The following is a 21059-nucleotide window of genomic DNA, read 5'->3' as shown; positions in this document are numbered from 1 at the left end:
ATCTGTCAGCTTGTCCCGAGCTCATGGAACACGCCACGCGCCGACTTGAGAAACACTGGGAGGCATTGCCATGAACACTCCCACTCTACCGGCTCTGCTGGAACGCTTCTTTACCGATCGGCTTATGCCAGCGCATTTCTCGAGGATCTGGAAGTCAATCGTTCGATTAGCGTCCGGACCCGAAACCTGAGGCTGACTGCCATTCGATCTTTCTTCCGTTTTGTGTCCTACGAAGAACCCGCACACAGTGCACAAATCCAGCGAGTATTGGCAGTGCCCGGCAAACGTCAGGACAGGAGGATAGTGCATTTTCTGGCGAGACCAGAGATTGAGGCGCTACTGGCAGCACCGGATCAGTCAACGTGGATCGGTCGTCGGGATCCGACGTTACTGCTGCTTGCCGTACAGACAGGTTTACGACTTTCCGAACTCACAGGTCTTGATCGCGCTTCGGTTGTGCTGGGCAGCATTGCCCTTCACTAAAACAGAAGCGGATCACCCCGCATGTCCTGAGGCACAACCCGGAGATGAACTGCTGGCGTTCCTTAATAACTTGTAGCTGATCACTAACTGTGCCGAGTCGGCACAGTTAGTGAAAGACCCAAAATGGCGTGGTGTCGGCTTATTTACGCAAACGACAAAGCCAGTTCGGCATAGTTCTGGGTTCGGCATAAACCGCTAAAGCCAACAGCTTGGAACGCTCGGTTTATATCCAGCATATTCTGGAGCGAATCGCTGAAGCTGACACGCTGGAGAAGCTGGAAGCACTGCTACCGTGGAACGTGGACCTGGAACGGGCTTCAAAAAATGTGTCGCAGATCGGCTGAGGACAAGCCCAGAACGGTATTTCCGGGAGATTGAGAACCATCGGTCGATCGAGCTCACCGAACCCTGGGTTATCCGTCACGTCACGTAATTTAAGTGAGATAGATGACGCCCGACCAATGCCGGGGCGTCACAATCAGGTCTACCTGCCTAAAACGCCGTGCGGATCAATGACGAATTTCTTGGCCACGCCGCCATCGAATTCTTCGTAACCTTTCGGCGCCTCGTCGAGGCTAATGGGGGTTACGTTAACCGCCTTACCGATCTGCACTTTGTCGTACAGAATCGCCTGCATAAGCTGGCGATGATAACGCATGACCGGCGTCTGGCCGGTATGAAACGACATTGCCTTGGCAGGAAAACCGGGACAGATTTATTTTTTATAGTATGGAATCGCAGCTTACTGATGGGTTAAAAAGTAAGCGAACATCATTCATATTATGAGGTGTGGTTCCAAAGCTTATCGGATATTGCCTCTTAATGGGCTAGATTGATGGTCGTAAACTGAATCATAAAATATTAGAAGCCCTCCACATTCGTGTTGTCCAGCAAGTTATGGAGGGTGAAAGTCCGGAAGTCGTGATTAAAGCGCTCGGTATGAGCCGGGCCCGGATTTGTGAAAGGCTTTCTGCTCATCGGGAAGGAGGCCTTGATGGAGGTCAAGTCGATAAGCGGAATAAATACCCTGCCTTACCAGTGTGTAGCCGTGCTGCTGTGCCCATTTTTTGGCTATCTGTTCTGCACTTGCCGTGATTTTGATAGATGGCATGCTGACCAAGGTCTTTGGGCGTACACAAATACCTTTGGTTACTCGTTCGACCACGCCTTCCTGGGCAAGTCTGCTCAGCGCTTTTTGCACAGACACAGTCGTCCACAGTTCGTGGAACTTTCTAATTCCGAATTCAGATAATAACCGCAGCACTTTGGCGTACCCTGGAGAGACCGTCCAGAAGCCTTTGGCAAGTGGAATTTGGTGTATAGAAAATTCAATGCCTGGTCAAAGAAAAAGGTCTGGACAGCGCTGTTCGATGCGCTGGTTATCGAGCCTGATCTGGAGTGGGCGTTCATGGACGGGAGCTACGTCAAAGCTCATCAGCACAGTGCCGGTGCTGCTGGCGGCAGACCTCAGAATATCGGCAAAAGCAGGGCTGGCAACACTTCCAAGATACATTTGATGGTGGATGCTTGTGGTTTACCCTATTCTTTCAGCATCACAGGCGGTGAGACAGCCGATTGCACCGTAGCGCCCGAACTGATCGATACACTGAGGGAAGCCGAGACCGTGGGCGCTGACAAAGGCTTTGACAGCGAGAAGATCAGAGCACATATTGAAAACGGCGGCATGCATGTGACGATCCCTTGCAGGCGCAATTCAAAACGAGCCGATAAGGGGCTCGACTGTCGGTTATACAAATACCGGCATTTGGTTGAAAATGCTTTCGCCAGACTCAAGCAATTTCGGGCTGTCGCTACCAGATACGACAAACCCGGACGAAATTACGAAGGTGTCGTGGCACTCGCTTGCGCATTTCTATGGCTGCCGATGTGAAACGTCAACAGACCCTAGGCTTTTTATAAAACCATGAACTTACTATAGATGGTCTGCACGCACTTTCTACGTAAAGAGGCACGAACCTTGTCATGGAATTGAGGCAGTTACTGGTATTGGCGCTGGTTGGCATGATTACCGCAGGCTTTGGCTTTTGGGTGCAGCGCACGCCCGGGCATTCAAAAAATCCGATCCCCTGGCCACAACGGGCGCCTTTTCTGGGTGGCGGGCAACCGGACACCCACGCCTGGTCGCGCTTCCATGTGCGTTACTATCCTATGACTCTGCTGCTCATCGCCTTCGAGATGGAGATGATGTTCATGTACCCATGGGCCGTTGTGTATGTCTCCGAAGGTATCAAGGCCCTGGCCGAGATGAGTATGTTTCTTGGCATTCTCTCGATCGGTATCTTGTATGGCTGGCGCGAGGGGGCGTTCAAATGGCAGTAAACTGGCTGCAAAGGCTGGCGGATAAGGCACCCGTATCGGTTTTTCCCGTCGTCGGGAAGTCCGGCGAGGCGGCGCTTGAGGCGCTCTATCTATCCTCGGCGGTGGCGGTCGCTCAATCACCAAAGCATGCGCGCGCCGTAGTTGTGCTTGGCGCCATCGACGAAAACGATCAGGAAGCGTTCAGGCGCGTTCACGATCAGGTGCCGGCACCTCGAATTATCGCTTGGTGCAGCACAACGACGATGCCCCCGGAGCTGTCTGCCTCCGCGATTGTGGTGGAGGCCTCTGCAGATTTAGGGCAACGGATACAGAGGGCCGTTCAGGCACTCGATGCCGGCGATAAAACCGGCGATGTGAATCTGTGCCCGGATCTGCCACCGGCGCCATGGAAAGGTGTGGGCGACGGCCACGGTGGCGAAGGCATGATGGGCGGCAAACCTTATGGGCGACCTATGGCTATGCCGGAGGAAGACCTTCGGGATGGCTTGCAACTCGACCCACTGGTGTTCTCGATCGGGCCGTTTTCGCCCTTGTTACCCCCTGGAATGGTGGCTAAAGTAACGCTGCACGGTGATGTCATCGCTGGCTGGGAGCTGGTTTCACGACCCTACGAGCGGACGCTGCCGAGTGTGTTTTACAGGGCCGTTAACGAACCGGTTGCCATTACCGAGCTTGAACTAGCCCGCGCCGCCTGGCATCTGCGCCGTTTGGCCGCCGTGCTGCAACTGAACGGGCTAAAGGCTCACGCACAACGTCTTCGGCACAATGCCGCCGAACTACAGCCCGGCCACTTAATCTCTGATGTGACGAATGCCGGAGTTTTGCGGTCGCTGCGCTGGGTGGCGGGGGCTGGAAAGGGTGTTGTACAGGGTGAAAGCCGCATCCGATTAGCCGGCCCCGCAGCAAGAGCGGCCGGCAGCGCCAAAGACGCACGCCAGAATGATCCTGCTTATGTCACGCTTGGTTTTGAACCCATTGTTCAGAAAAAGGGCACCGGTGCTTCACGCTGGAAACAGTGGCTGGATGAAGCCGAACAGGCGCTCACCCTCGCCGAAGCGGGGGCCAGGAACCGGGCCATGAGTTCGCCCTCTGCGGCGGTGGAGTCACCCGTTGGTCCATTAACAAAATCCGCGCCGCCGCTGGATTGCAGCGATCTTCTCCCACCACTGCTGATCGGCCTGGAGTGGAGCGAGGCGATGTCCGTTCTGGGCAGTTTCGACCTGCCAGCCGTTCGGCATGCGGGTTTGGCCCAGGCGCAAATGAGTGACGCCGTTTGACCCATACGCTTCTGGTTGCTTCAGTCGGTGTGGTGCTACTGGCAATGCTAGTCGGCATATATTGCGTGGCTGCGCTTGATTGCGCGGTGGAGGCGCGAATCACCGGCCAGCAGCGCAGCAATTCGCTGCTGCTTCCCCTGCAAAGCGCCGCACGCCTTTGGTACGCGCCACATAATCAGACCGAGACGCCGGACATGCCCGCCTGGAGGCTGGCGCCCATACTTTATTTGATGCTGGCTGCCATGGGCCTGGCACTGGTGCCATGGAGTCGCGAATTTGTCCCGGTAGACTTGACCACGGGTATCGTTTTTTGGGGAGCTATTGAACCCCTGGCGACCGTCCTCATTTTTCTCAAAGGTTGGGCCCCCAACGCCCACTTTCCGCTGCTTGGCGCCTATCGCTATGTCGCTCTTGGTTTGTCGTACATCCTGGTCAGTATGTTTGTGCTGATTGGTGTTGCCCTGCCGGCCGAGTCACTGCAAGTCAGCGCCGTTGTCGATGCGCAAGCCGAGATGTGGAATGTAATTCGCCAGCCGCTGGGTTTGCCGCTGTTTCTGATTGTGGGATTGGGCGTGAGCTTCTGGGGGCCGCTGAATTTTATCGACGCTGATGATCTGCACGGGGGCGCGGCGTCGGAGGATTCCGGCCGGATCAGGCTGCTCTGGAAAATGGGTCGCGCCGCTATGCTGCTATCATTTTCTGCCATTGCCGCCTCTGCCTTTCTGGGCGGATGGCAGGGCCCCTGGCTGCCGGGGCCTGTGTGGCTGGCGCTGAAAACGCTGACTATTGTGCTGATACTGGTTGTTTTGGGGCACCGCTTGCCTCGCTTGGCACCTGAGCGCTTCATGACCATCGCCTGGGTGGTTCTATTGCCGCTGGCGTTTCTGGATCTTGCCTGGGCAGGTGTGGAGGCCTTGTTATGAGCGCTGTCGATATTACCTTCTATATTAATGCCGCCATCGCGATCTATGCGGGCTGGAGGGTCTTTGTGACTGACTCCATGGTGCGCGCGTCGTTCTTCCTGCTCATTTCTTTCCTCGCGGTGGGCGTGATCATGCTGTTGTTGGCCGCGGTGTACCTGGGGGTGGCGCTGTTTTTCATGATGGCCGTTGAGATGATGGTTATGGCGTTGTTCATGGTGATGTTCATGATGAACCCCGCCGGGTTGAACCCGATGAAAATGGTGCACCAGGAAAAAGTGGCCATCGGTGTCGGGGTGGTGGCTTTTGCTGCGCTCAGTGCGGTCGCTGTGTTCGGCCAGTTCCCGTCGCGACCGGTTCCAGAGGGACTACAGCCAGTGGTATCCCTGGGCCATGAACTGTTGGGTGATTCCATGCTGGTGTTCGAATCCGCTGGCGTAACCCTTCTGGCTACGATGATCGCGGTGGTTATGCTGACCAGTCACCGCGGTCGCTACGGCGCCGCCAACCACGGCTCGCGGCCGCCGGGGCTGGAACCCGGTGGTGATCCGGCCGACATGCCGGCCGAAGCGAAAGAGGAGGGGCACCAACATCATCATCACTAGGATTGCCCAACCAGAAACGGCTCAACCAGAAATAAGGAGACCTTAAATGACGCTGCCAACACTGCTGATTGTTGCTGCCGCGCTGATAGGCATTGGTCTGTACGGAGCGTTTTCTCAACAGTCGTTTGTCATGCTAATGATGGGGCTTGAGTTGATACTGAACGGCGCCATGCTGGCTGCGGTGAGTTTCTGGGCTTTGACGGCAGGCGGAGCGCCTGAGGGGCAACTGCTAACGATTATAGCGATGGCCGTAATGGCGATTGAGATGGCGATGGGGTTTGCCCTGGTGGTGTCTGTTTACCGAGCCAAACAAGCGGACATGACAGAAGCTCTGGACGGGCTGAAACACTGATGCTCTGGTTAATCCCGCTGTTCCCAATCGTTGCCGCGGCGCTGTTGTATCTGCACTGGGCCAAAAGTCATTCGCGGTTAGCGATTGCGTTATCCGCAACCGCTGTGGTGACCGCCGAGCTCGCCTTGGTGTTATGGGCCGAGTCCTTCGGCTGGACAGGCTCACTGAGCTGGAGCAGCCAGCTTCAACTCACGACCGACTTTACCCCGGCAACCTTCCTGGCTGCTATGGTGGTACCGGTAGTGGCTGCGCCCATCGTGTTCTATGCCGCTGCTCATGAAGACACTGACAGACTGGGCCGCCTGGTAACGCTGCTGGTTGCGTTCATCGGCGTTATGCAGCTGATTATTCTGGCGCAGGATCTGCTGAGCCTGCTAATTGCCTGGGAGATCGCCGGCGCCCTATCATGGCTGCTGATCGGTCACCGGTTTCAGGATAAAGAGCGGGGCCGCCATGCTTCACAGGCGTTTTTGGCCACCCGCGCTGGGGACTTGGGCTTGTACCTGGCAACGTTTATCGCCTTCCAGCAGACCGGAAGCCTGGCTTACGCAGGGCTAGATCAGATGAGCCCGCTGGCGACAAGCCTGTTCGCGGCCGGCGTGACGATGGCGGCCCTAAGCAAGTCGGCCCAGCTGCCATTCTCACCCTGGCTGTTTTCAGCGATGTCTGGCCCCGCGTCGGTCTCTGCTTTGCTGCATGCGGCCACGATGGTTGCCGCCGGGGTTGTGCTGCTGGTTCAGTTTCAACCGATGTTGGCGGGTGTCAGCTGGTTTGGGCCGGTGCTCGTAACAGTGGGTCTCGCCACGGCGTTCGCCGGGGGGCTTGTGGCAGCGGCATCTCCACACGCCAAACGCTTACTGGCAGGTTCCACATCCGCCCATTACGGCCTGATGTTTGTGGCCATCGGTGCCGGTTATCCCGCTGTCGCCTTGCTGCATTTCGCGTTACACGCGCTGATGAAAGCGCCGCTGTTCATAATGGCAGGCATTGCCGGGCACAGGGCAGACAGCTATAACCTGGCGCAGATTGCCCGCGTTCCTCTACCCCGCGACCTCAAATACGTAAACGCAATTGCGGCACTGGCTTTGGCGGGCCTGTTTCCGCTGGGGGCAGCCTGGTCAAAAGAAGGTGTTGTATCAGCGGCAGGGCTGATAACCCCATGGTTTGCGGTGTTGGTGGCTTTTGCCGGCGGCCTGAGTGCGCTTTACGCTGCGCGTTTTCAGTGCAGCCTGTTTTTTCATCACTGTGATCGACATGAAAGCGACCAGCCCAAGGGCGCCATGGGCTGGTCGCAACGTGCACCGCTGTATCTACTCGCTAGCCTCGTTTTATTGAGCAGTGTGCTTTGGTTACCCAACCTGCACAGCCAGCTCAGCCAGTGGCTGAGCCTGACGTTCCCGAGCACCAAGCTGTGGGAGTTTGCCCTCTCATTGACGTTGGTATTGCTGGGCTTGTTTGGCGGGTATCGAATGGCGGTCAGAGAGCTCGGGCAGGGCGATCGGAGCGCCAGTGCCGTGCGTTATTTTCTGGCCCAGTGGATGTTTTTGCCACACCTCGCCCGCCGCCTGATTGTAATACCGGTAGACGCGCTCGCGCGCCGCTTGGCGAGCCTTGATGACCAGGCGGTGGATGCCGGTATTCGCGCCAGTGCGCATTTTGCACTTTGGCTTGCCAGCGTTGGCAACCGCTCGGGTGAATGGACATTTGACCAACTGCCCAAGGGGTTCGCGCGTTTTGGGCAATCGCTCGCCACGTTCGGCAGCCGCTTTCTTGAATGGTTGTCTGACCAGCTGCCAGAAGCTCCGGCCCACCTTTCCGGCCAGGCGGGCCATCAGGTGCGGCGGCTTCAGTCGGGCATGTTGCACCACTATTACAGCCTGATGGCAGTCGGCGTGGGAGTTTTCGTACTCACGCTGGTTTTGGCCATCATCAAAGGAGGTTTGTCTTGATACTCACCACTGCACTGGCCGTTCCGCTATTCGGCGCACTCGCTCTGGCTTTTTGGCCCGGCTGGTCGCAATCGGCCGCCCGTATCTGGGCTGTCGGGATCTCCCTGGTTCCGCTGGCGTTGATGGCGATTGCCTGGTGGCGTTTTGACACCAACGGGGCAATGTTTCAGTTGGCTGAGGAGGTAGACTGGGTGCCATCACTGGGTATGGGGTTCCGCCTCGGGGTTGACGGTATCGCATTAGCCATAGCCGCCATGTCGGCGCTGCTGTTTGCCGCGGCGGTGGCTTACCCGGTGGATACCCGTGGCTCTGCCCGCCAGTATTACGCCTGGATTCTATTTCTGGAGGCGGCCTGTCTTGGGGTATTCCTGGCTATTGACCTGTTGCTGTTCTATGTCTTTTTCGACCTGACCCTGGTCGGTATGTACTTTCTGATAGCCGGATGGGGGCATGGCAAGCCGCAATACGCTGCGCTCAAGTTTTTCATCTACACGCTGTTTGGTTCGCTGTTTCTTTTACTGGCAATTCTGGGCCTGTATCTTGCGACAGATCCTTTAACATTCGATATGCGTGAACTGATTGCCCTACAACCTCTGGCCGGGGGCGGCACCATCGCCAGCGTCGTTATGGCCGCCTTCCTTCTGGCCTTTGTCATCAAAACGCCCCTGGCACCGTTTCATACCTGGCTACCGAGTGCGCACGTAGACGCGCCGGCGCCGGTTTCCGCCATTCTGGCGGGTGTGTTGCTCAAAATGGGCACTTACGGTCTGATCCGTATTCCCTACAGCATGATGGCCGAGACCTTCACAAAATGGGCGCTGCCCCTGGCCATTCTGGCTCTGGTTTCGATCCTTTATGGCGCCTTGGTGGCCCTGGGTCAGAAAGACATCAAACGCCGTATTGCCTACACCTCCATCAACCACATGGGCTACGCTGTGCTCGGCATTGCCGCCGCAGGTGCCATGCTGAGTGGCAGTGAAGCCGCTCGCTCCATGGCGCTGATGGGCGCGACCATAGAAATGGTGGCGCACGGCCTGATTACCGGAGCGCTGTTTTTGATCGCAGGGTCGTTCTGGCAGCGGGGAGAAACCTACGACTTTTCAGCCTATGGCGGGCTGTCGGGGCGCACACCCAAACTGGCCAACCTAACCACACTGGCGGCCTTCGCCAGCCTGGGACTTCCGGGGCTTGCGGGCTTTGTTGCCGAGTTCCACATATTTGTCGGCACCTTTGGTGTGTATCCGTGGCTGGCCGCCATTGCTTTGCTGGGGCTGCTCATCACCGCCGCGCTCTTCCTGCGTATGCTTCAGTCGCTGTTCTTCGGCCCGCTGCCTGAGCGCTGGAAGACCATGCCGGATCTCAATGCCACCGAATTCACCGTGTTGGGCATTCTGTTGCTGCTGGTTGTGGTAATCGGCGTTTATCCCGCCGTGTTGATTGATTTGATCGAAACATCGACCGGCTGGCTGGTGAGGGGCAGCTGATGCCAGTCGCCGATTTATTGCCAGAACTGATTCTGTTGATTGGCGCGGCCGCTATCGTTGTTGCGGCCTCGTTCTTGCCGCACCGCATGCACTGGCTGTGTGCCATAGCGGCGATCGCGTTGCTGGGGATTAGTTTTGGCGTGGTATTAAGCCGTTGGGATAACGCGGCCCAACTGACGTTTTCCGGAGTCTGGGCGCTGGACGGCGGCGCGCGCTTTGCCAAGCTGCTTATTTTTGGCACAGCTCTCGTCGCCGCGGCGCTGTCACCACAGTGGATGGCAACCGATCGCCGCCATGGCGAGTATTACGCCCTGCTGTTATTTGCCGCTCTCGGGGCCGTTATGATGGCCGCAGCGGCGGATACTATGCAGCTGATTGTGGGGGTTCTGCTGTCGTCGGTCACCGGTTATGCACTGGCCGGGTATCACCGCCAATGGAGCCCGGCGCAAGAAGCCGCCATGAAATACTTTCTGATTGGCGCGCTTGCCAACGCTTTGCTGGTGGTCGGGGTGGTGCTGCTGTTTGGCCTGACGGGATTTACCGGCTACACCGAACTGGCGGCGGGGCTGGCCGCCAACCCTGACCCGTGGGTCATCATTGTGGCGTTCGTGTTGGTGTTGATTGGTTTAGGTTTCAAAATGGGCGCGGCCCCGGTTCACATGTGGATGCCCGATATCGCGCAGGCCGCACCGGCGCCCGTCGCGGCGCTGATTACGGTTATTACCAAGGTAGGGGCCGCCATCGCTCTGGCGCGCTTCGCCATGCTATTACCTGAAACCCTGGGCTGGCGCTGGGCAATCGCGCTGATGGCCGTGGCTACCATGACCTGGGGTAATCTGGCCGCGCTTTGGCAGACAAATCTGCGCCGGCTGCTGGGTTGGTCCGCCGTATCCCAGTCCGGCTATGCCTTAATGGCCATCGTGGTTATTGGCGCGGTGGATCAGGCCTTGGCGGCGTTACTAGTTTTTCTGGCCGGCTACGCGGTGGCTAACGTTGCTGCGTTCGCGGTGGTGGTGTACCTGAGAGGGCGAACGGAATTAGAGGACTATCGCGGTCTTGCCCATCAACGCCCCTGGTGCGCCAGTGTGATCATTCTGGCCTTACTGTCGTTCCTGGGTTTGCCGCCTCTGATTGGTTTCTTTGGCAAGCTGCTGCTGTTCAGTTCGGTTATTGAAGGCGGCTATGCCTGGCTGGCCGTGGTTGCGGTGATTAATACGGTTGTTTCGCTGTTCTACTATTTGCGTGTTATTGCAACCCTGGTGTTTCCGGAAAAACAACAGAGCGTGGCAGATCTGGGGTGGCCTGCGGCCGCCACCATGATCGTAACCGGGCTGATGGTTCTGGGGCTGGGGCTCTGGGCAAATGGTTTGATCAGCTTGGCTCAAAGTAGTGCCTTCATACAGTTCCGTTAAATGGACACTGTCCAAACTGTATTTATAGGAATTTTCGGTGTGGATGGTTTCACCAGAGCGCAGGTTAAACGTCTGGTCAGCGATCGAAATGCGGGTGTCGCATCCGCTGACCAGATGCATTTCGATCCGGTGCTTACCGGTTCGAAGTTACCAATGGTCGAGCCGGGGAAAAACACCATGCGCCGGCCTTGGGGAACCGAGGTGTTGAAGGACTACCCGGAACTTCAAACATTCAACCGGGTCACTTTGCGCGAAAGCATCGAATCAGTGCGCCTGGCGCTCTGGGACGAGAACAAGCGGAGGCTGGTTTCTTTCAGGGAGGCGAGCGTCTGATCAGGGATCAAGTGCGAATGGGGTCATACCTTACACTTCACGGAACAAGGTGGGTGTGACTCAGTAACCCAAGCTGATCGTCAGATCCAGGTTTTTCCCATCGTACGGGAATCTGGCGGCCTCGAACGAAGGCGCACCCATCATGGCGCTTGCACCGTTTGAAAAACCGTAGCCTTCCGTGGGGATCCCTATCCCGTTGGAGCCAAGCTTGCCGTCCATATTTTCATCATGAATAACGGCAAGCGAATAGGTACCCGGCGGGATGCCTACAAAATCGCAACGCGCCTGCGTATCCTGAACCTTTGTCATTATGATATTGGTCGCTGACTGCAGAAACTCAGTAGGAAAGCCTTCTGACGTTTTAAAAAGCGCGCAAGCTACGGCTCCAGCGCTGTTTCTGATGTCCAGAATCTTCACGTGAATGCCAGGGCACGCTGATTGGGCAAAGGTGATTGCGGGAAGATTCGTCAATACTAGCACTGTAAACAATGCTATAAACCGAGCCCTCAGGGGAGAGAGCAGCGTCACTACTGGATGCCTGACCGTGGAGGCCAACACGGACTTACAATTTTTTGACTCACTCATGAGCGCCCTCATAGGTCTGACTTGCGTAGTTTAGTTGAATCCGCCATTAACAGCCTTGCAGCTAATTCAATGAGAAATAACATCTTTCACAGAAACGCCTGGAGCACGTCGCCGCAAACGTCGTTGCGGAAATTAATCAGGGTAGTAGGAAAATCACCCTCCGTTCGACAGTAGTTCTTCTATAAAAATGCTTCAAGTGCTGGGTATACCCTGATTGCCTGCATTCGTGTTGTGACGCTTGACTAAACCTCATTATGTCCATATTCTTGGACATATGGAAACTTTAGAAGCAACAGCAATATTTGGCGCGCTCTCCCAAGAGACTCGACTGGAGGCCTTTCGGCTTTTGGTTCGTCATGAGCCAGAGGGGCTTCCTGCTGGTGAGGTCGCAAGACAACTGGGCGTGCCGCACAATACCATGTCCGCACATTTGTCGGTGCTTGCCCGTGCAGAGCTTGTTCTCTCCCAGCGCCAGAGTCGCTCCATTATCTATCGAGCGAATTTAAATTGTGTGCAAGAGACGATCAAATTTCTGGTTAACGACTGCTGTGCAGGCCATCCACAGGTCTGTGAGCCGCTCACATCCTCGTTAATCGCCTGTTCCACCCAATCGGACGAGCTTTGAGAGATCATGAAATCTTATATTTATCATAATCCTGAATGCGGAACCTCGCGTAACACATTGGCAGTGATGAAGGCCTCGGGTGAAGCGCCTGAAGTCGTGGAATATCTCAAGACACCGCCCAAATGACCCTGTTGCATGACTTGCCCAACATCGACCCTGACAAGCTTCACGCCATTGATATTGAGGCGTTGGTCGGCCCCGGCGCATCTCGGCATGCCCCCCGTATTCTAATGCTCTACGGCTCGCTGCGAGCGAGGTCTTTTTCTCGGCTGGTTTCCGTAGAAGCGGGGCGGCTGCTGAGCTGGTTTGGCTGTGAAGTTCGAACCTTCGACCCTACCGGACTGCCGCTCCCCGACGCCGAGGACGCTTCCCATCCCAAGGTTGCGGAGTTACGCGAACTCGCCGAATGGTCTGAGGGCATGGTGTGGTGTTCGCCGGAACGCCACGGCGCTATGACCGGCATCATGAAAGCACAAATTGACTGGATTCCGCTGACGCTGGGGGCCGTGCGCCCAACCCAGGGCAAGACTCTGGCCGTGATGCAGGTCTGCGGTGGCTCGCAGTCATTCAACAGCGTGAATCAACTGCGCGTGTTAGGGCGCTGGATGCGCATGCTGACCATCCCAAACCAGTCGTCAGTGCCCAGGGCTTTCATGGAATTCGACGAAAACGACCGCATGAAACCGTCACCCTTTTACGACCGAATCGTCGATGTTATGGAAGAGTTGGTGAAGTTCACCTGGCTGGTACGCGACCGCAACACTGCGTTGACCGATCGTTACTCGGAGCGCAAAGAGAGCGCCGATACACTGTCAAATCGCGTTAATCAGCGCGCCATTTGACGCCAGAAACTCGATAGCCGCTGACGCAACGCAACGTTAATAATGATCAAAGGAAACGAGGCATGACCACACCTGAAAGCTCACAGTCCCCTAGCGCGTCTGAAGGTATGGGGCTTTTTGAACGTTTTCTTACGCTCTGGGTAGCCCTGGCTATTATAGCGGGTGTGCTGATAGGGCAGTTCGCTCCCGCCATCCCCGAGACCTTGTCACGCTTTGAGGTTGCGCAGGTTTCAATTCCCGTCGCGGTGCTGATTTGGGCGATGATCTTTCCCATGATGGTGCAGGTCGACTTCACGTCGGTTCTCGGCGTTCGCCGTCAGCCCAAGGGGCTGGTTATTACCACGGCGGTGAACTGGCTGATCAAGCCTTTCACCATGTTCGCCATCGCCTGGTTCTTTTTTACCGTGGTGTTCGCGCCTCTGATACCCGCGGATCGGGCCAATGAATACCTGGCTGGCGCTATATTGCTGGGTGCTGCGCCCTGTACCGCCATGGTTTTCGTGTGGAGCTACCTCACGCGGGGCGACGCTGCCTACACTCTGGTTCAGGTGGCGCTCAATGATTTAATCATGCTGTTCGCCTTCGCGCCCATCGTCGTTTTCCTGCTGGGCGTGTCAAACATTCAGGTGCCCTGGGATACGGTCATCCTGTCAGTGGTCTTGTATATTGTCATCCCGCTGGGCGCTGGCTATCTGACTCGTCAGGCGGTTATCAAGCGACGTGGTATCGAATGGTTCAGCAACGTTTTTATGAAACGCCTGGCACCGATCACACCCATTGGCTTGATTATCACTCTGGTGTTGCTGTTCGCTTTCCAGGGCGACGTGATTATCGCTAATCCGTTGCACATTGTGCTGATTGCTATCCCGCTGGTTCTTCAGACCGTGCTGATCTTCTTCATCGCTTACGGCTGGGCGAAGGCCTGGAAGGTGCCCCATTGCGTTGCGGCGCCTGCCGGTATGATCGGCGCCAGTAATTTTTTCGAGCTGGCCGTGGCGGTTGCCATTGCGCTGTTTGGATTGCAGTCAGGCGCGGCGCTGGTAACGGTGGTCGGTGTATTGGTAGAGGTGCCCGTTATGCTAGCTCTGGTGCGTTTTGCCAACGCCACCCGCGGCCACTTTCCGGTGGCGTAACAGATTCGGCGTTAAGCTATTGATATGGCGTTCAAAGCTACGGCATAACGGCGCTACAACCATTTTTGCATTCCATGTCAGTAAACATCTTCCAGATAGCGCCCCTCGGCTCTCAGCTCATCGACATTCATGTGCAAGGGTTTGAGGATGGAGTCAAACACCTGACTTACGCCGGAAGCCATATCCCGGCCACCACATACCAGCACCTGGGCGCCTTTCTCAATCAATTGCCGCAATGCGGTTTCATCAGCCATGATGGCATCCTGAACATAGGCTTTTTCTGCTGATCGTGAAAACGCCGTATTCAGTCCGGTAAGACGGTGGTCATCCAGGTAACCGCCAAGCTCCGGCTGGTAGAGAAAATCCGATTGCGGATTGCGCCCGCCCCAGTAGAGGTACATGGGGCTCAGATCCGCGTTTTTTCGAATAAAGCCGGCCAGTGGGCCTATCCCTGCACCAGCGCCTACGAGAATAATAGGCGTTGCACCGCCCGCCGGACGAAAGCCCGGGTTTTGCTGGATAAACCCGGTAATACGAGCTCCCGGTTTGAGGTTGTGCAGATACCCTGAACATAGGCCGTTGGTCTGCTTGCGCACGCAGATTTCCAACTGCCCATCCGAGGCCGAAGACGCCAGCGAGTACAATCGGGCCGTGTTATCCCCCGGTGGCGCAACGCCAAACAGGTCACCCGCTTCGAAACTCGGCAGATGCGACCGGCTTCTGAAAGACAACACCTGCCATAAATTCCTGCAATCTTGTACCGGCCTGAAACGCAATATGCTGGTAGGCGCGTTTACCGCAACGCCATAGTCCACACGTTCAACAAGCTCGAATTCCGCAGTGGCGGCTGGCACGGGATTGTGGGTCAGCGCCAATGAGATGCCCATGTGCTGGCTGATAGCCTCGCCCCATTCCCGAAATTGCAGTGCGGAGCCGCGATCAATTCGGGTAACGGGGTGCATTTTCTGCAGGCCTTTGCTGCTGAGGGCGGCATCCACATCCAGCGCATACTGGCAGAATTTCGGAAACTGTTGGTCACCAAACCCGAGAACGACAAACCCTAATCCGTCATCCGCCTGAAAGCGTTCAAGTCGGGTCATAAACTGACTGGCGGAGGAGGGCGCGTCACCGTCACCGTAGGTGGATGTCAGAACAAAAAGCACCGAGGCCTGCGGGTAGCGTTTTGCCAGGTCATTCATCGGCGCGCAATGTACTTTTTTGCCGGCCTGATTGAGTTTGTTTTGAAGATCTTTGGCAAAACCCCAGGTGGTATTGCCTTCTGAACCCACCAGAATAACCACATCCGCCACTTCGGTACTGGCGCCTTTACCCGGGCGAGCAGATGATGAACGCCGCTGCCACCAGACTTGTAGGCCGGTAAACGACAGTGCCGGAACGGTCAGCGCAGCCATCCCGAGAATCAAACCCAACCACCACAGGCCTTCACCTGTGTGCAGGCGAATCATCCAGTGCTGGAACTGATTACCCGCAGAGCGAGGCTGGTACTGCAGCAGTTTCCCGGTTGCCTGATCAACGAACCCGGAACCCTGGGTCGTGCTCAGGGAATAGACGTCGCTGGGGTCATTCGGGTAAGGGAATACCAGCTCACGCAGTTCGTTAGCGTCTACGTTTTTTAGCGCGATCAGAGAGCTCACCGGTGCCGGCGTGCCGCCTGAAACCTCCGCCGGAAAGGATGGCTCCGCAGCAGCAGCCTCTGGCAGCAGGCCAAACCGCACGGCAGACATGTAGCTGCCCGTCAGTGCCGACAGCAACAAACCAATCACCACAAACCGTGCCAGCTCGGCGTGAATCCGCGAGCTACCGGAACCAGCAATGGGCTTTAAAATGGCTTTCCAACCTCCCATACGTCGAGCCAGCAGAAACACGCCGGACAGGCAGAGCAGTAGCATCATTACCGCCAAGCCGCCTGCTAGCATTCGGCCTGCATCATCCAATAGAAATGAGCGGTGCAGGTTCTTTACCCAGCGTAAAAAATCCGATGGCTGATAGGGGGCAATACCCTCACCGGTCAGCGGGTTAACCAGATCGGCACCTGGCTGACGGTCACGGCTGTAATAGACGACAACTTCGCCTGAAAGAGAACGTTGTATCTGCTCGGTGCCCGGATAATGCGCCACGACACGCTCAGACAGGTCAGCAACGCTGATTTCACCGGTCGGCGGGATGGTTGCGCCCGCCCGTTCAATGGCGGGTACAACGGACAAAACAACGCCCGTGGTCGCCAGCACCAAAAGCAGCAATGCGGCGACCAGTCCAGGCCAACCATGTAGCTTGCGTAGCATGAAGCTGGCTCCCGTCAGTTACTTGAGGTTATAGACAAAAGACTGGACGTAGCCACGGCCAGCAACCGACTTTCCAGAGCCTTCCGTGGTTAGCGGGACCACCACATCCGAGCGGTTGTCGCGCATATCTTCAACGGCGCTATCCACACGAACCTGGTAGCCGGCATCGATCAATGCGCCATCAAGTTCCAGGGTCACGTTCTGGGTGCGCCCACTGGTCACACTGGCGCCGGTCAGGCCATCATATTCAGCCTGGTTCAAACCGCTGCCCCGGGCCCAATCGCGCAGATGCTTGTAATATTTGCTTTTCTCACCGGATATCCAGAGGGTCTCATGATATTGGCCATCGGCATCGGTCAGGTAGAGCGCAAGATAAGCTCCGTCGCCGCCGTAATTGCTCAGTTGTGTGCTGAAGGTGACTTCCCTGGCCTGTGCCTGTGCCTGTGAGTAGCCCGGTACTGCCATCACAGCCGCAAGGCCTAGCGCAAACAGAATCTTTTTCATGATCTACTCTCCTTTAATTACTCAACAGTCACGGTGGGGCGACCTTTGACGATTCCCTTAGGCGAAACCGGGTCTTCATTGGTCGATGCGTTGTCGTTTCGTGACTTGCCATGACGGTCATCATCGTGATCGTCGTCATCGTCATCCTCCCGCTCCATTTCTCTCAGCTCAAAGGTCGCTGGTGAGTACTCGGCCTCCACACGATGACCGTCTGGGTCCCTTCCTTTAACCTCGTAACAGCCGTCATCCACCTTAATGCGGAACACCTTCCAACCTTCCTCTTCAAGCTTCTGTCGCAGGCTCTCCCGGGGTTGCCATCCGGCAATCGGGTCATCGCAATCATCGTCGGCCAAGGCGCTGCCGCTCATGAGCAGCAACGAAAAGGTGATAACAAGGGGTTTTATATTCATGGCATGTCTCCCGTTGAGTCCGTTGAGTCCGTTGAAACAATCTTAAGCTTGCTACCTGACACTGGCCTGAACGGTAATAATGCTGCTTCAGGCTGCGGTCAGGTAACGGCTGTAGTATCGTTTGGTCACGATCACGGGAAGGGTGAGATATGCGGGTACTGTTGGTTGAGGATACAACCGGGTTGGGCGAGGCCGTGCGGGATCAGATCAGCGAAGATGGCCATGCCGTAGATTGGGTACAGAGCCTCGCTTTCGCTGATACGAGCGTGAAAACCACGCCTTATAACCTGATTTTGCTCGACCTGATGCTGCCAGACGGTCACGGTTTTGATTTTTTGAAAAAACTGAGGGCAGCCGGTGATACAACCCCCGTAATCATTCTGACCGCCAGGGACCAAGTGTCAGACCGCATCGCGGGGCTGAATGCCGGTGCCGACGATTACCTGGTGAAGCCCTTTGACCTATCAGAACTGTCTGCCCGGGTGGCCGCCGTGGCGCGCCGTTATCGCGGCAATCCGAATCCTCTGGTGCGTGTTGGCGACCTTGAAGTGGATCTGGGTGACCACCGCATCAGCCGCAACGGCCAGCCGGTGGAGCTTACTGCCCGTGAATGGGCGCTGTTTGAGGGATTTCTGCAACGCCCGGGAATACTGCTATCGCGGGCTCAGCTTGAAGACCGGCTGTACGAATTCGGCGCCGAAATTGAAAGCAACACCATAGAGGTTTATATCAGCCGTATGCGCAAAAAACTGGGGCACGATGCCATAGTGACCGTCAGAGGGATGGGTTACAGGCTGGAACCCAATGAGCACTAGAACCAGCTTACACAAAACCCTCGGCACCTGGCTTACCCTTGGCGTGACCTTGCTCTGGCTGTTGGGTGTTATCGCATCAGGCGTGGTGGCCCGGCACGAAATGAACGAGGTGTTCGACAGTGCATTGGAGGAAACAGCGCAGCGTATCCTGCCTTTGGCGGTGACCGACATACTGAACCGGGAAGGGGACCCAGGTCTGGAGCGGGTATTGGCCCTGAAAGAACACAACGAGTATCTCACCTATCTGGTTCGTAACAAGTCAGGCAAGTTGCTGCTGCAATCCCACGACGCGGACCCCCAGATTTTCGGCGCTATTCCGCGAGAAGGCTTCTCTTACACGCCAACTCATCGGATATACGGGGAATCAGCCATCAGCGAAACCCTCTATATCGAGGTTGCCGAACCTTTGGACCACAGGCGCGAAGCCGTTCTGGACACGAGCCTTGCATTACTGTTGCCGCTTATATTCCTGATTCCCATCAGCCTGGTTGGGGTGTGGTGGGTGATAAAACGGTCACTTCGTCGGGTTGTTCAATTGCAGCAGTCGATAGAAATTCGCGGTGGTGGCGATCTTTCGCCCGTCGCAGTCGAGCGTTTGCCGGAAGAGTTTGAACCCATCATGATCTCGGTGAACCGGTTGCTGGAACGTCTGCGTCGCGCCCTTGAAGCAGAGCGCAGTTTTACCGCCAACAGTGCCCATGAATTGCGAACCCCACTGGCAACGGCGCTGGCCAAGCTACAGCGGTTAAAGACGGGAACGCAGGATCCAGGAGTGAAAGCACGAGCCAGCGAGATTGAAGAGTCGCTTCGCACCCTGTCCAGACTGTCAGAGAAGCTGCTGGAACTGGCGAAGGCCGAGGGTGGCAGTGCCTTATCGGAACAGGGTCACAACCTTGTGCCCATACTGCGGATGGTCGCCAGTGATTATGACCACCAGGCGCCAGGCCGACTCCTGCTCAACCTGCCTGATGGTGACGTTACGTCATTACTTGACTTGGACGCCTTCGCCATTCTGGTTCGGAACCTGATCGAAAATGCCCTTAGGCACGGCGCGGACGATCAACCTGTGAATATCAGCCTGACCGATGACGGTATCCTGCGAGTGGTCAATCGCGGTGAGATTGTATCGCCGGAGAAACTTGCCTTATTGCGTAATCGGTTTGTCCGCTCCAACACAAAAACAGTGGGTTCCGGCATTGGGCTTGCGATTGTTGAAGCCATCGCCAGCGGCGCGGGCATATCCCTGAACCTTCGGTCACCAGCCTCGGGCCAGAGCGACGGTTTTGAAGCCGAACTCAATATTATTGTGGTCGAATGAAAACCGAAGGTTTAAGGCTGGTGTCAGGTTCACTTTGCATAATTCAGACAAACCCAAACGGAGTTTGTTTGTGCCCAACCTACGCACCAGTGTCGTCCTTTTTCTGCTTTTAGCGGTTCAGTTGAGTGTCTGGTCTCCCGGGCTGAGCTATGAGCAATTTCTGACACTCAGTGGATACCTTGCCATCAACTTCATGTCCATCACTATGCTGCTGGCTACCCGCCCTGGGTGGCTGGAATCCCCGCTGGGTGGTCTGGACAGAATGTATCAGCTGCATAAATGGACCGGCATTCTGGCCGTCATTTTTGCCTTGTCACACTGGCTGATCGAAATGGCGGATGATGCCCTTGAAGCCCTGTTTGGAACCGATCGCGGCTTAAAGGAAGCCAACTTTTCGGGCGTACTGGACAGTCTGCAGGATGGCGCTGAAGACTTGGGCGAGCCTGGCCTGTATCTGCTGGTGTTTCTGGTGGTTATTACCCTGATTCGCTGGGTGCCCTACGGTTACTGGCGTTACCTGCACAGGGTGATGCCGCTGATTTATCTGGCACTGGCCGCCCATGCACTGTTGTTGGCTCCGCTGCTGTGGTGGCAACAACCCACCGGCTGGCTGATGGCCCTGTTAATAGTGGGTGGTGCCACCGCCAGCGTGCAATCACTGACCGGAAAGATCGGCAGGAGTCACCGCTACAAAGGGATGGTTCAGGCCGTCAAACAGACATCAGCCAACATCACGGAAGTCGTCTGTGACATGGGAAAACGGTGGCCCGGGCATCGAGCCGGACAATTCGCCCTGGTGACATTCGACCGGATCGAAGGGGCACACCCTTTCAGCCTGTCCTGTGCTGACAATGCCACCGGTCAACTCAGTTTTCAGATCAAGGCACTAGGAGACTACACTCGCAAGATTCCGCAGCAGTTGCACAGTGGCCAGGAGGTTACGCTCGAAGGCCCTTATGGTCGTTTTGATCTCGACAGCGGCAGGAAAAACACCCAGCAGATCTGGGTGGCGGGCGGCATCGGCATCACACCGTTTCTGGCAGCGCTGGACAAACGCCTAATGAATACCGAAAAAAGACATCCAGCCGTGACACTCCACTACTGCACCGCAGGAGCCGTGAATGACCCAATGGTGACTCGCCTGAAACAACTGACGGAGCAACTTCCGGACATATCACTGCACATCCACGACAGTCTGCAGGGACAGCGATTGACCGCAAACCAACTGCAGATCCTTAGCGCCAAGGTGGATGTCTGGTTTTGCGGGCCGCAAGGCCTGGCAAAGGCGCTGCGAAGCGGCCTCAAGCAACAGTCCGTATCGGTGCGCTTTCATCAGGAAATTTTTGAGTTTCGCTGAAATAAGGCTCGC

Annotated in this window: 18 protein-coding genes and 6 pseudogenes; 17 read left to right on the top strand and 7 right to left on the bottom strand. The window is 56.3% G+C overall.

Annotated features, from left to right (window positions below):
- Positions 1–674: 674 nt before the first annotated feature.
- Positions 675–827, top strand: a pseudogene (locus ATI45_RS04480) (transposase domain-containing protein); the annotation flags it as partial.
- 140 nt (positions 828–967) lie between these two features.
- On the opposite strand, the pseudogene ATI45_RS04475 reads toward ATI45_RS04480, so the two are convergent.
- Positions 968–1180: pseudogene (locus ATI45_RS04475) on the bottom strand (formaldehyde dehydrogenase, glutathione-independent); the annotation flags it as partial.
- Between the two features lie 228 nt (positions 1181–1408).
- Positions 1409–1747 (bottom strand): DUF6088 family protein, encoded by a 339-nt coding sequence (locus ATI45_RS04465; RefSeq protein WP_228706201.1) that lies wholly within the window; start codon positions 1745–1747, stop codon positions 1409–1411.
- Positions 1748–1750: 3 nt separating this feature from the next.
- Between ATI45_RS04465 and ATI45_RS04460 the strand changes: the two are divergent.
- From ATI45_RS04460 to ATI45_RS04420, 9 genes and pseudogenes are all read left to right on the top strand, one after another.
- Positions 1751–2374: pseudogene (locus ATI45_RS04460) on the top strand (IS5 family transposase); the annotation flags it as partial.
- Between the two features lie 92 nt (positions 2375–2466).
- Positions 2467–2823: an NADH-quinone oxidoreductase subunit A gene (locus ATI45_RS04455; protein WP_098418441.1), complete on the top strand. Its 357-nt coding sequence runs from the start codon at positions 2467–2469 to the stop codon at positions 2821–2823.
- Entirely contained in the window at positions 2814–4100 is a 1287-nt protein-coding gene (locus tag ATI45_RS04450; RefSeq protein WP_098418440.1) for a hypothetical protein, read from the top strand. The genes ATI45_RS04455 and ATI45_RS04450 overlap by 10 nt, the downstream gene beginning before the upstream one ends.
- On the top strand, positions 4097–5023 hold the full coding sequence (locus ATI45_RS04445) for a complex I subunit 1 family protein (protein ID WP_098418439.1): 927 nt from the start codon (positions 4097–4099) through the stop codon (positions 5021–5023). The genes ATI45_RS04450 and ATI45_RS04445 overlap by 4 nt, the downstream gene beginning before the upstream one ends.
- The gene (locus ATI45_RS04440; protein ID WP_098418438.1) at positions 5020–5625 is read left to right on the top strand and encodes an NADH-quinone oxidoreductase subunit J; all 606 of its coding nucleotides are present in this window, start codon (positions 5020–5022) and stop codon (positions 5623–5625) included. The genes ATI45_RS04445 and ATI45_RS04440 overlap by 4 nt, the downstream gene beginning before the upstream one ends.
- Positions 5626–5671: 46 nt before the next feature.
- A complete protein-coding gene (gene nuoK, locus ATI45_RS04435) occupies positions 5672–5977 on the top strand; it encodes an NADH-quinone oxidoreductase subunit NuoK (RefSeq protein ID WP_098418437.1) in 306 nt (101 codons plus the stop codon).
- Positions 5977–7155: pseudogene (locus ATI45_RS23270) on the top strand (proton-conducting transporter membrane subunit); the annotation flags it as partial. The gene nuoK and the pseudogene ATI45_RS23270, both read left to right, overlap by 1 nt.
- Positions 7156–7922: 767 nt before the next feature.
- Positions 7923–9410, top strand: a complete 1488-nt coding sequence (locus ATI45_RS04425) for a complex I subunit 4 family protein (RefSeq protein ID WP_098418435.1) — start codon at positions 7923–7925, stop codon at positions 9408–9410.
- Positions 9410–10822: an NADH-quinone oxidoreductase subunit N gene (locus ATI45_RS04420; RefSeq protein ID WP_098418434.1), complete on the top strand. Its 1413-nt coding sequence runs from the start codon at positions 9410–9412 to the stop codon at positions 10820–10822. Before ATI45_RS04425 ends, ATI45_RS04420 begins: the two co-directional genes overlap by 1 nt.
- A gap of 60 nt (positions 10823–10882) precedes the next feature.
- On the opposite strand, the pseudogene ATI45_RS22995 reads toward ATI45_RS04420, so the two are convergent.
- Together ATI45_RS22995 and ATI45_RS04405 are read right to left on the bottom strand one after the other, a co-directional pair.
- Positions 10883–10942 (bottom strand): annotated as a pseudogene (locus ATI45_RS22995) (hypothetical protein); the annotation flags it as partial.
- Between the two features lie 273 nt (positions 10943–11215).
- Positions 11216–11572, bottom strand: coding sequence for a DUF2141 domain-containing protein (locus ATI45_RS04405; protein ID WP_228706200.1), 357 nt, complete (start codon positions 11570–11572; stop codon positions 11216–11218).
- A 406-nt stretch (positions 11573–11978) separates the two neighbouring features.
- On the opposite strand from ATI45_RS04405, the gene ATI45_RS04400 reads away from it, so the two are divergent.
- The 4 genes and pseudogenes from ATI45_RS04400 (at position 11979) to arsB (ending at position 14340) form a co-directional block, all read left to right on the top strand.
- The gene (locus tag ATI45_RS04400) at positions 11979–12365 is read left to right on the top strand and encodes an ArsR/SmtB family transcription factor (RefSeq protein ID WP_218925896.1); all 387 of its coding nucleotides are present in this window, start codon (positions 11979–11981) and stop codon (positions 12363–12365) included.
- 6 nt (positions 12366–12371) lie between these two features.
- A pseudogene (locus ATI45_RS22555) lies at positions 12372–12485 on the top strand (arsenate reductase (glutaredoxin)); the annotation flags it as partial.
- A 2-nt stretch (positions 12486–12487) separates the two neighbouring features.
- Positions 12488–13207 (top strand): arsenical resistance protein ArsH, encoded by a 720-nt coding sequence (gene arsH / locus ATI45_RS04390; protein ID WP_098418432.1) that lies wholly within the window; start codon positions 12488–12490, stop codon positions 13205–13207.
- Between the two features lie 62 nt (positions 13208–13269).
- Positions 13270–14340 carry an ACR3 family arsenite efflux transporter gene (gene arsB, locus ATI45_RS04385; protein ID WP_098418431.1) on the top strand — a complete coding sequence of 357 codons (1071 nt, stop codon included), beginning with the start codon at positions 13270–13272 and terminating at the stop codon, positions 14338–14340.
- Positions 14341–14417: 77 nt separating this feature from the next.
- On the opposite strand, the gene ATI45_RS04380 is transcribed toward arsB, so the two are convergent.
- Genes ATI45_RS04380 through ATI45_RS04370 form a run of 3 tightly spaced genes read right to left on the bottom strand, consistent with a single transcriptional unit; the run spans position 14418 to position 17557 of the window.
- Entirely contained in the window at positions 14418–16643 is a 2226-nt protein-coding gene (locus ATI45_RS04380; RefSeq protein ID WP_098418430.1) for a PepSY domain-containing protein, read from the bottom strand.
- Between the two features lie 18 nt (positions 16644–16661).
- Positions 16662–17147, bottom strand: a complete 486-nt coding sequence (locus ATI45_RS04375) for a DUF2271 domain-containing protein (protein WP_098418429.1) — start codon at positions 17145–17147, stop codon at positions 16662–16664.
- A 17-nt stretch (positions 17148–17164) separates the two neighbouring features.
- Positions 17165–17557, bottom strand: coding sequence for a PepSY domain-containing protein (locus ATI45_RS04370; RefSeq protein WP_098418428.1), 393 nt, complete (start codon positions 17555–17557; stop codon positions 17165–17167).
- A 149-nt stretch (positions 17558–17706) separates the two neighbouring features.
- Here ATI45_RS04370 and ATI45_RS04365 point away from each other — a divergent pair, with 149 nt between their 5' ends.
- From ATI45_RS04365 to ATI45_RS04355, 3 genes are all read left to right on the top strand, one after another.
- Positions 17707–18372: a response regulator transcription factor gene (locus tag ATI45_RS04365; protein WP_098418427.1), complete on the top strand. Its 666-nt coding sequence runs from the start codon at positions 17707–17709 to the stop codon at positions 18370–18372.
- Entirely contained in the window at positions 18362–19690 is a 1329-nt protein-coding gene (locus ATI45_RS04360; RefSeq protein WP_098418426.1) for an ATP-binding protein, read from the top strand. The genes ATI45_RS04365 and ATI45_RS04360 overlap by 11 nt, the downstream gene beginning before the upstream one ends.
- Positions 19691–19760: 70 nt before the next feature.
- Positions 19761–21047, top strand: a complete 1287-nt coding sequence (locus tag ATI45_RS04355) for a ferric reductase-like transmembrane domain-containing protein (protein ID WP_098418425.1) — start codon at positions 19761–19763, stop codon at positions 21045–21047.
- Positions 21048–21059: the final 12 nt, after the last annotated feature.

The organism is Marinobacter sp. LV10MA510-1 (genome assembly GCF_002563885.1).
GTDB lineage: Bacteria > Pseudomonadota > Gammaproteobacteria > Pseudomonadales > Oleiphilaceae > Marinobacter.
The sequence above is the reverse complement of the archived record's forward strand: the minus strand, read 5'-3'. Positions and strand labels throughout refer to the sequence as shown.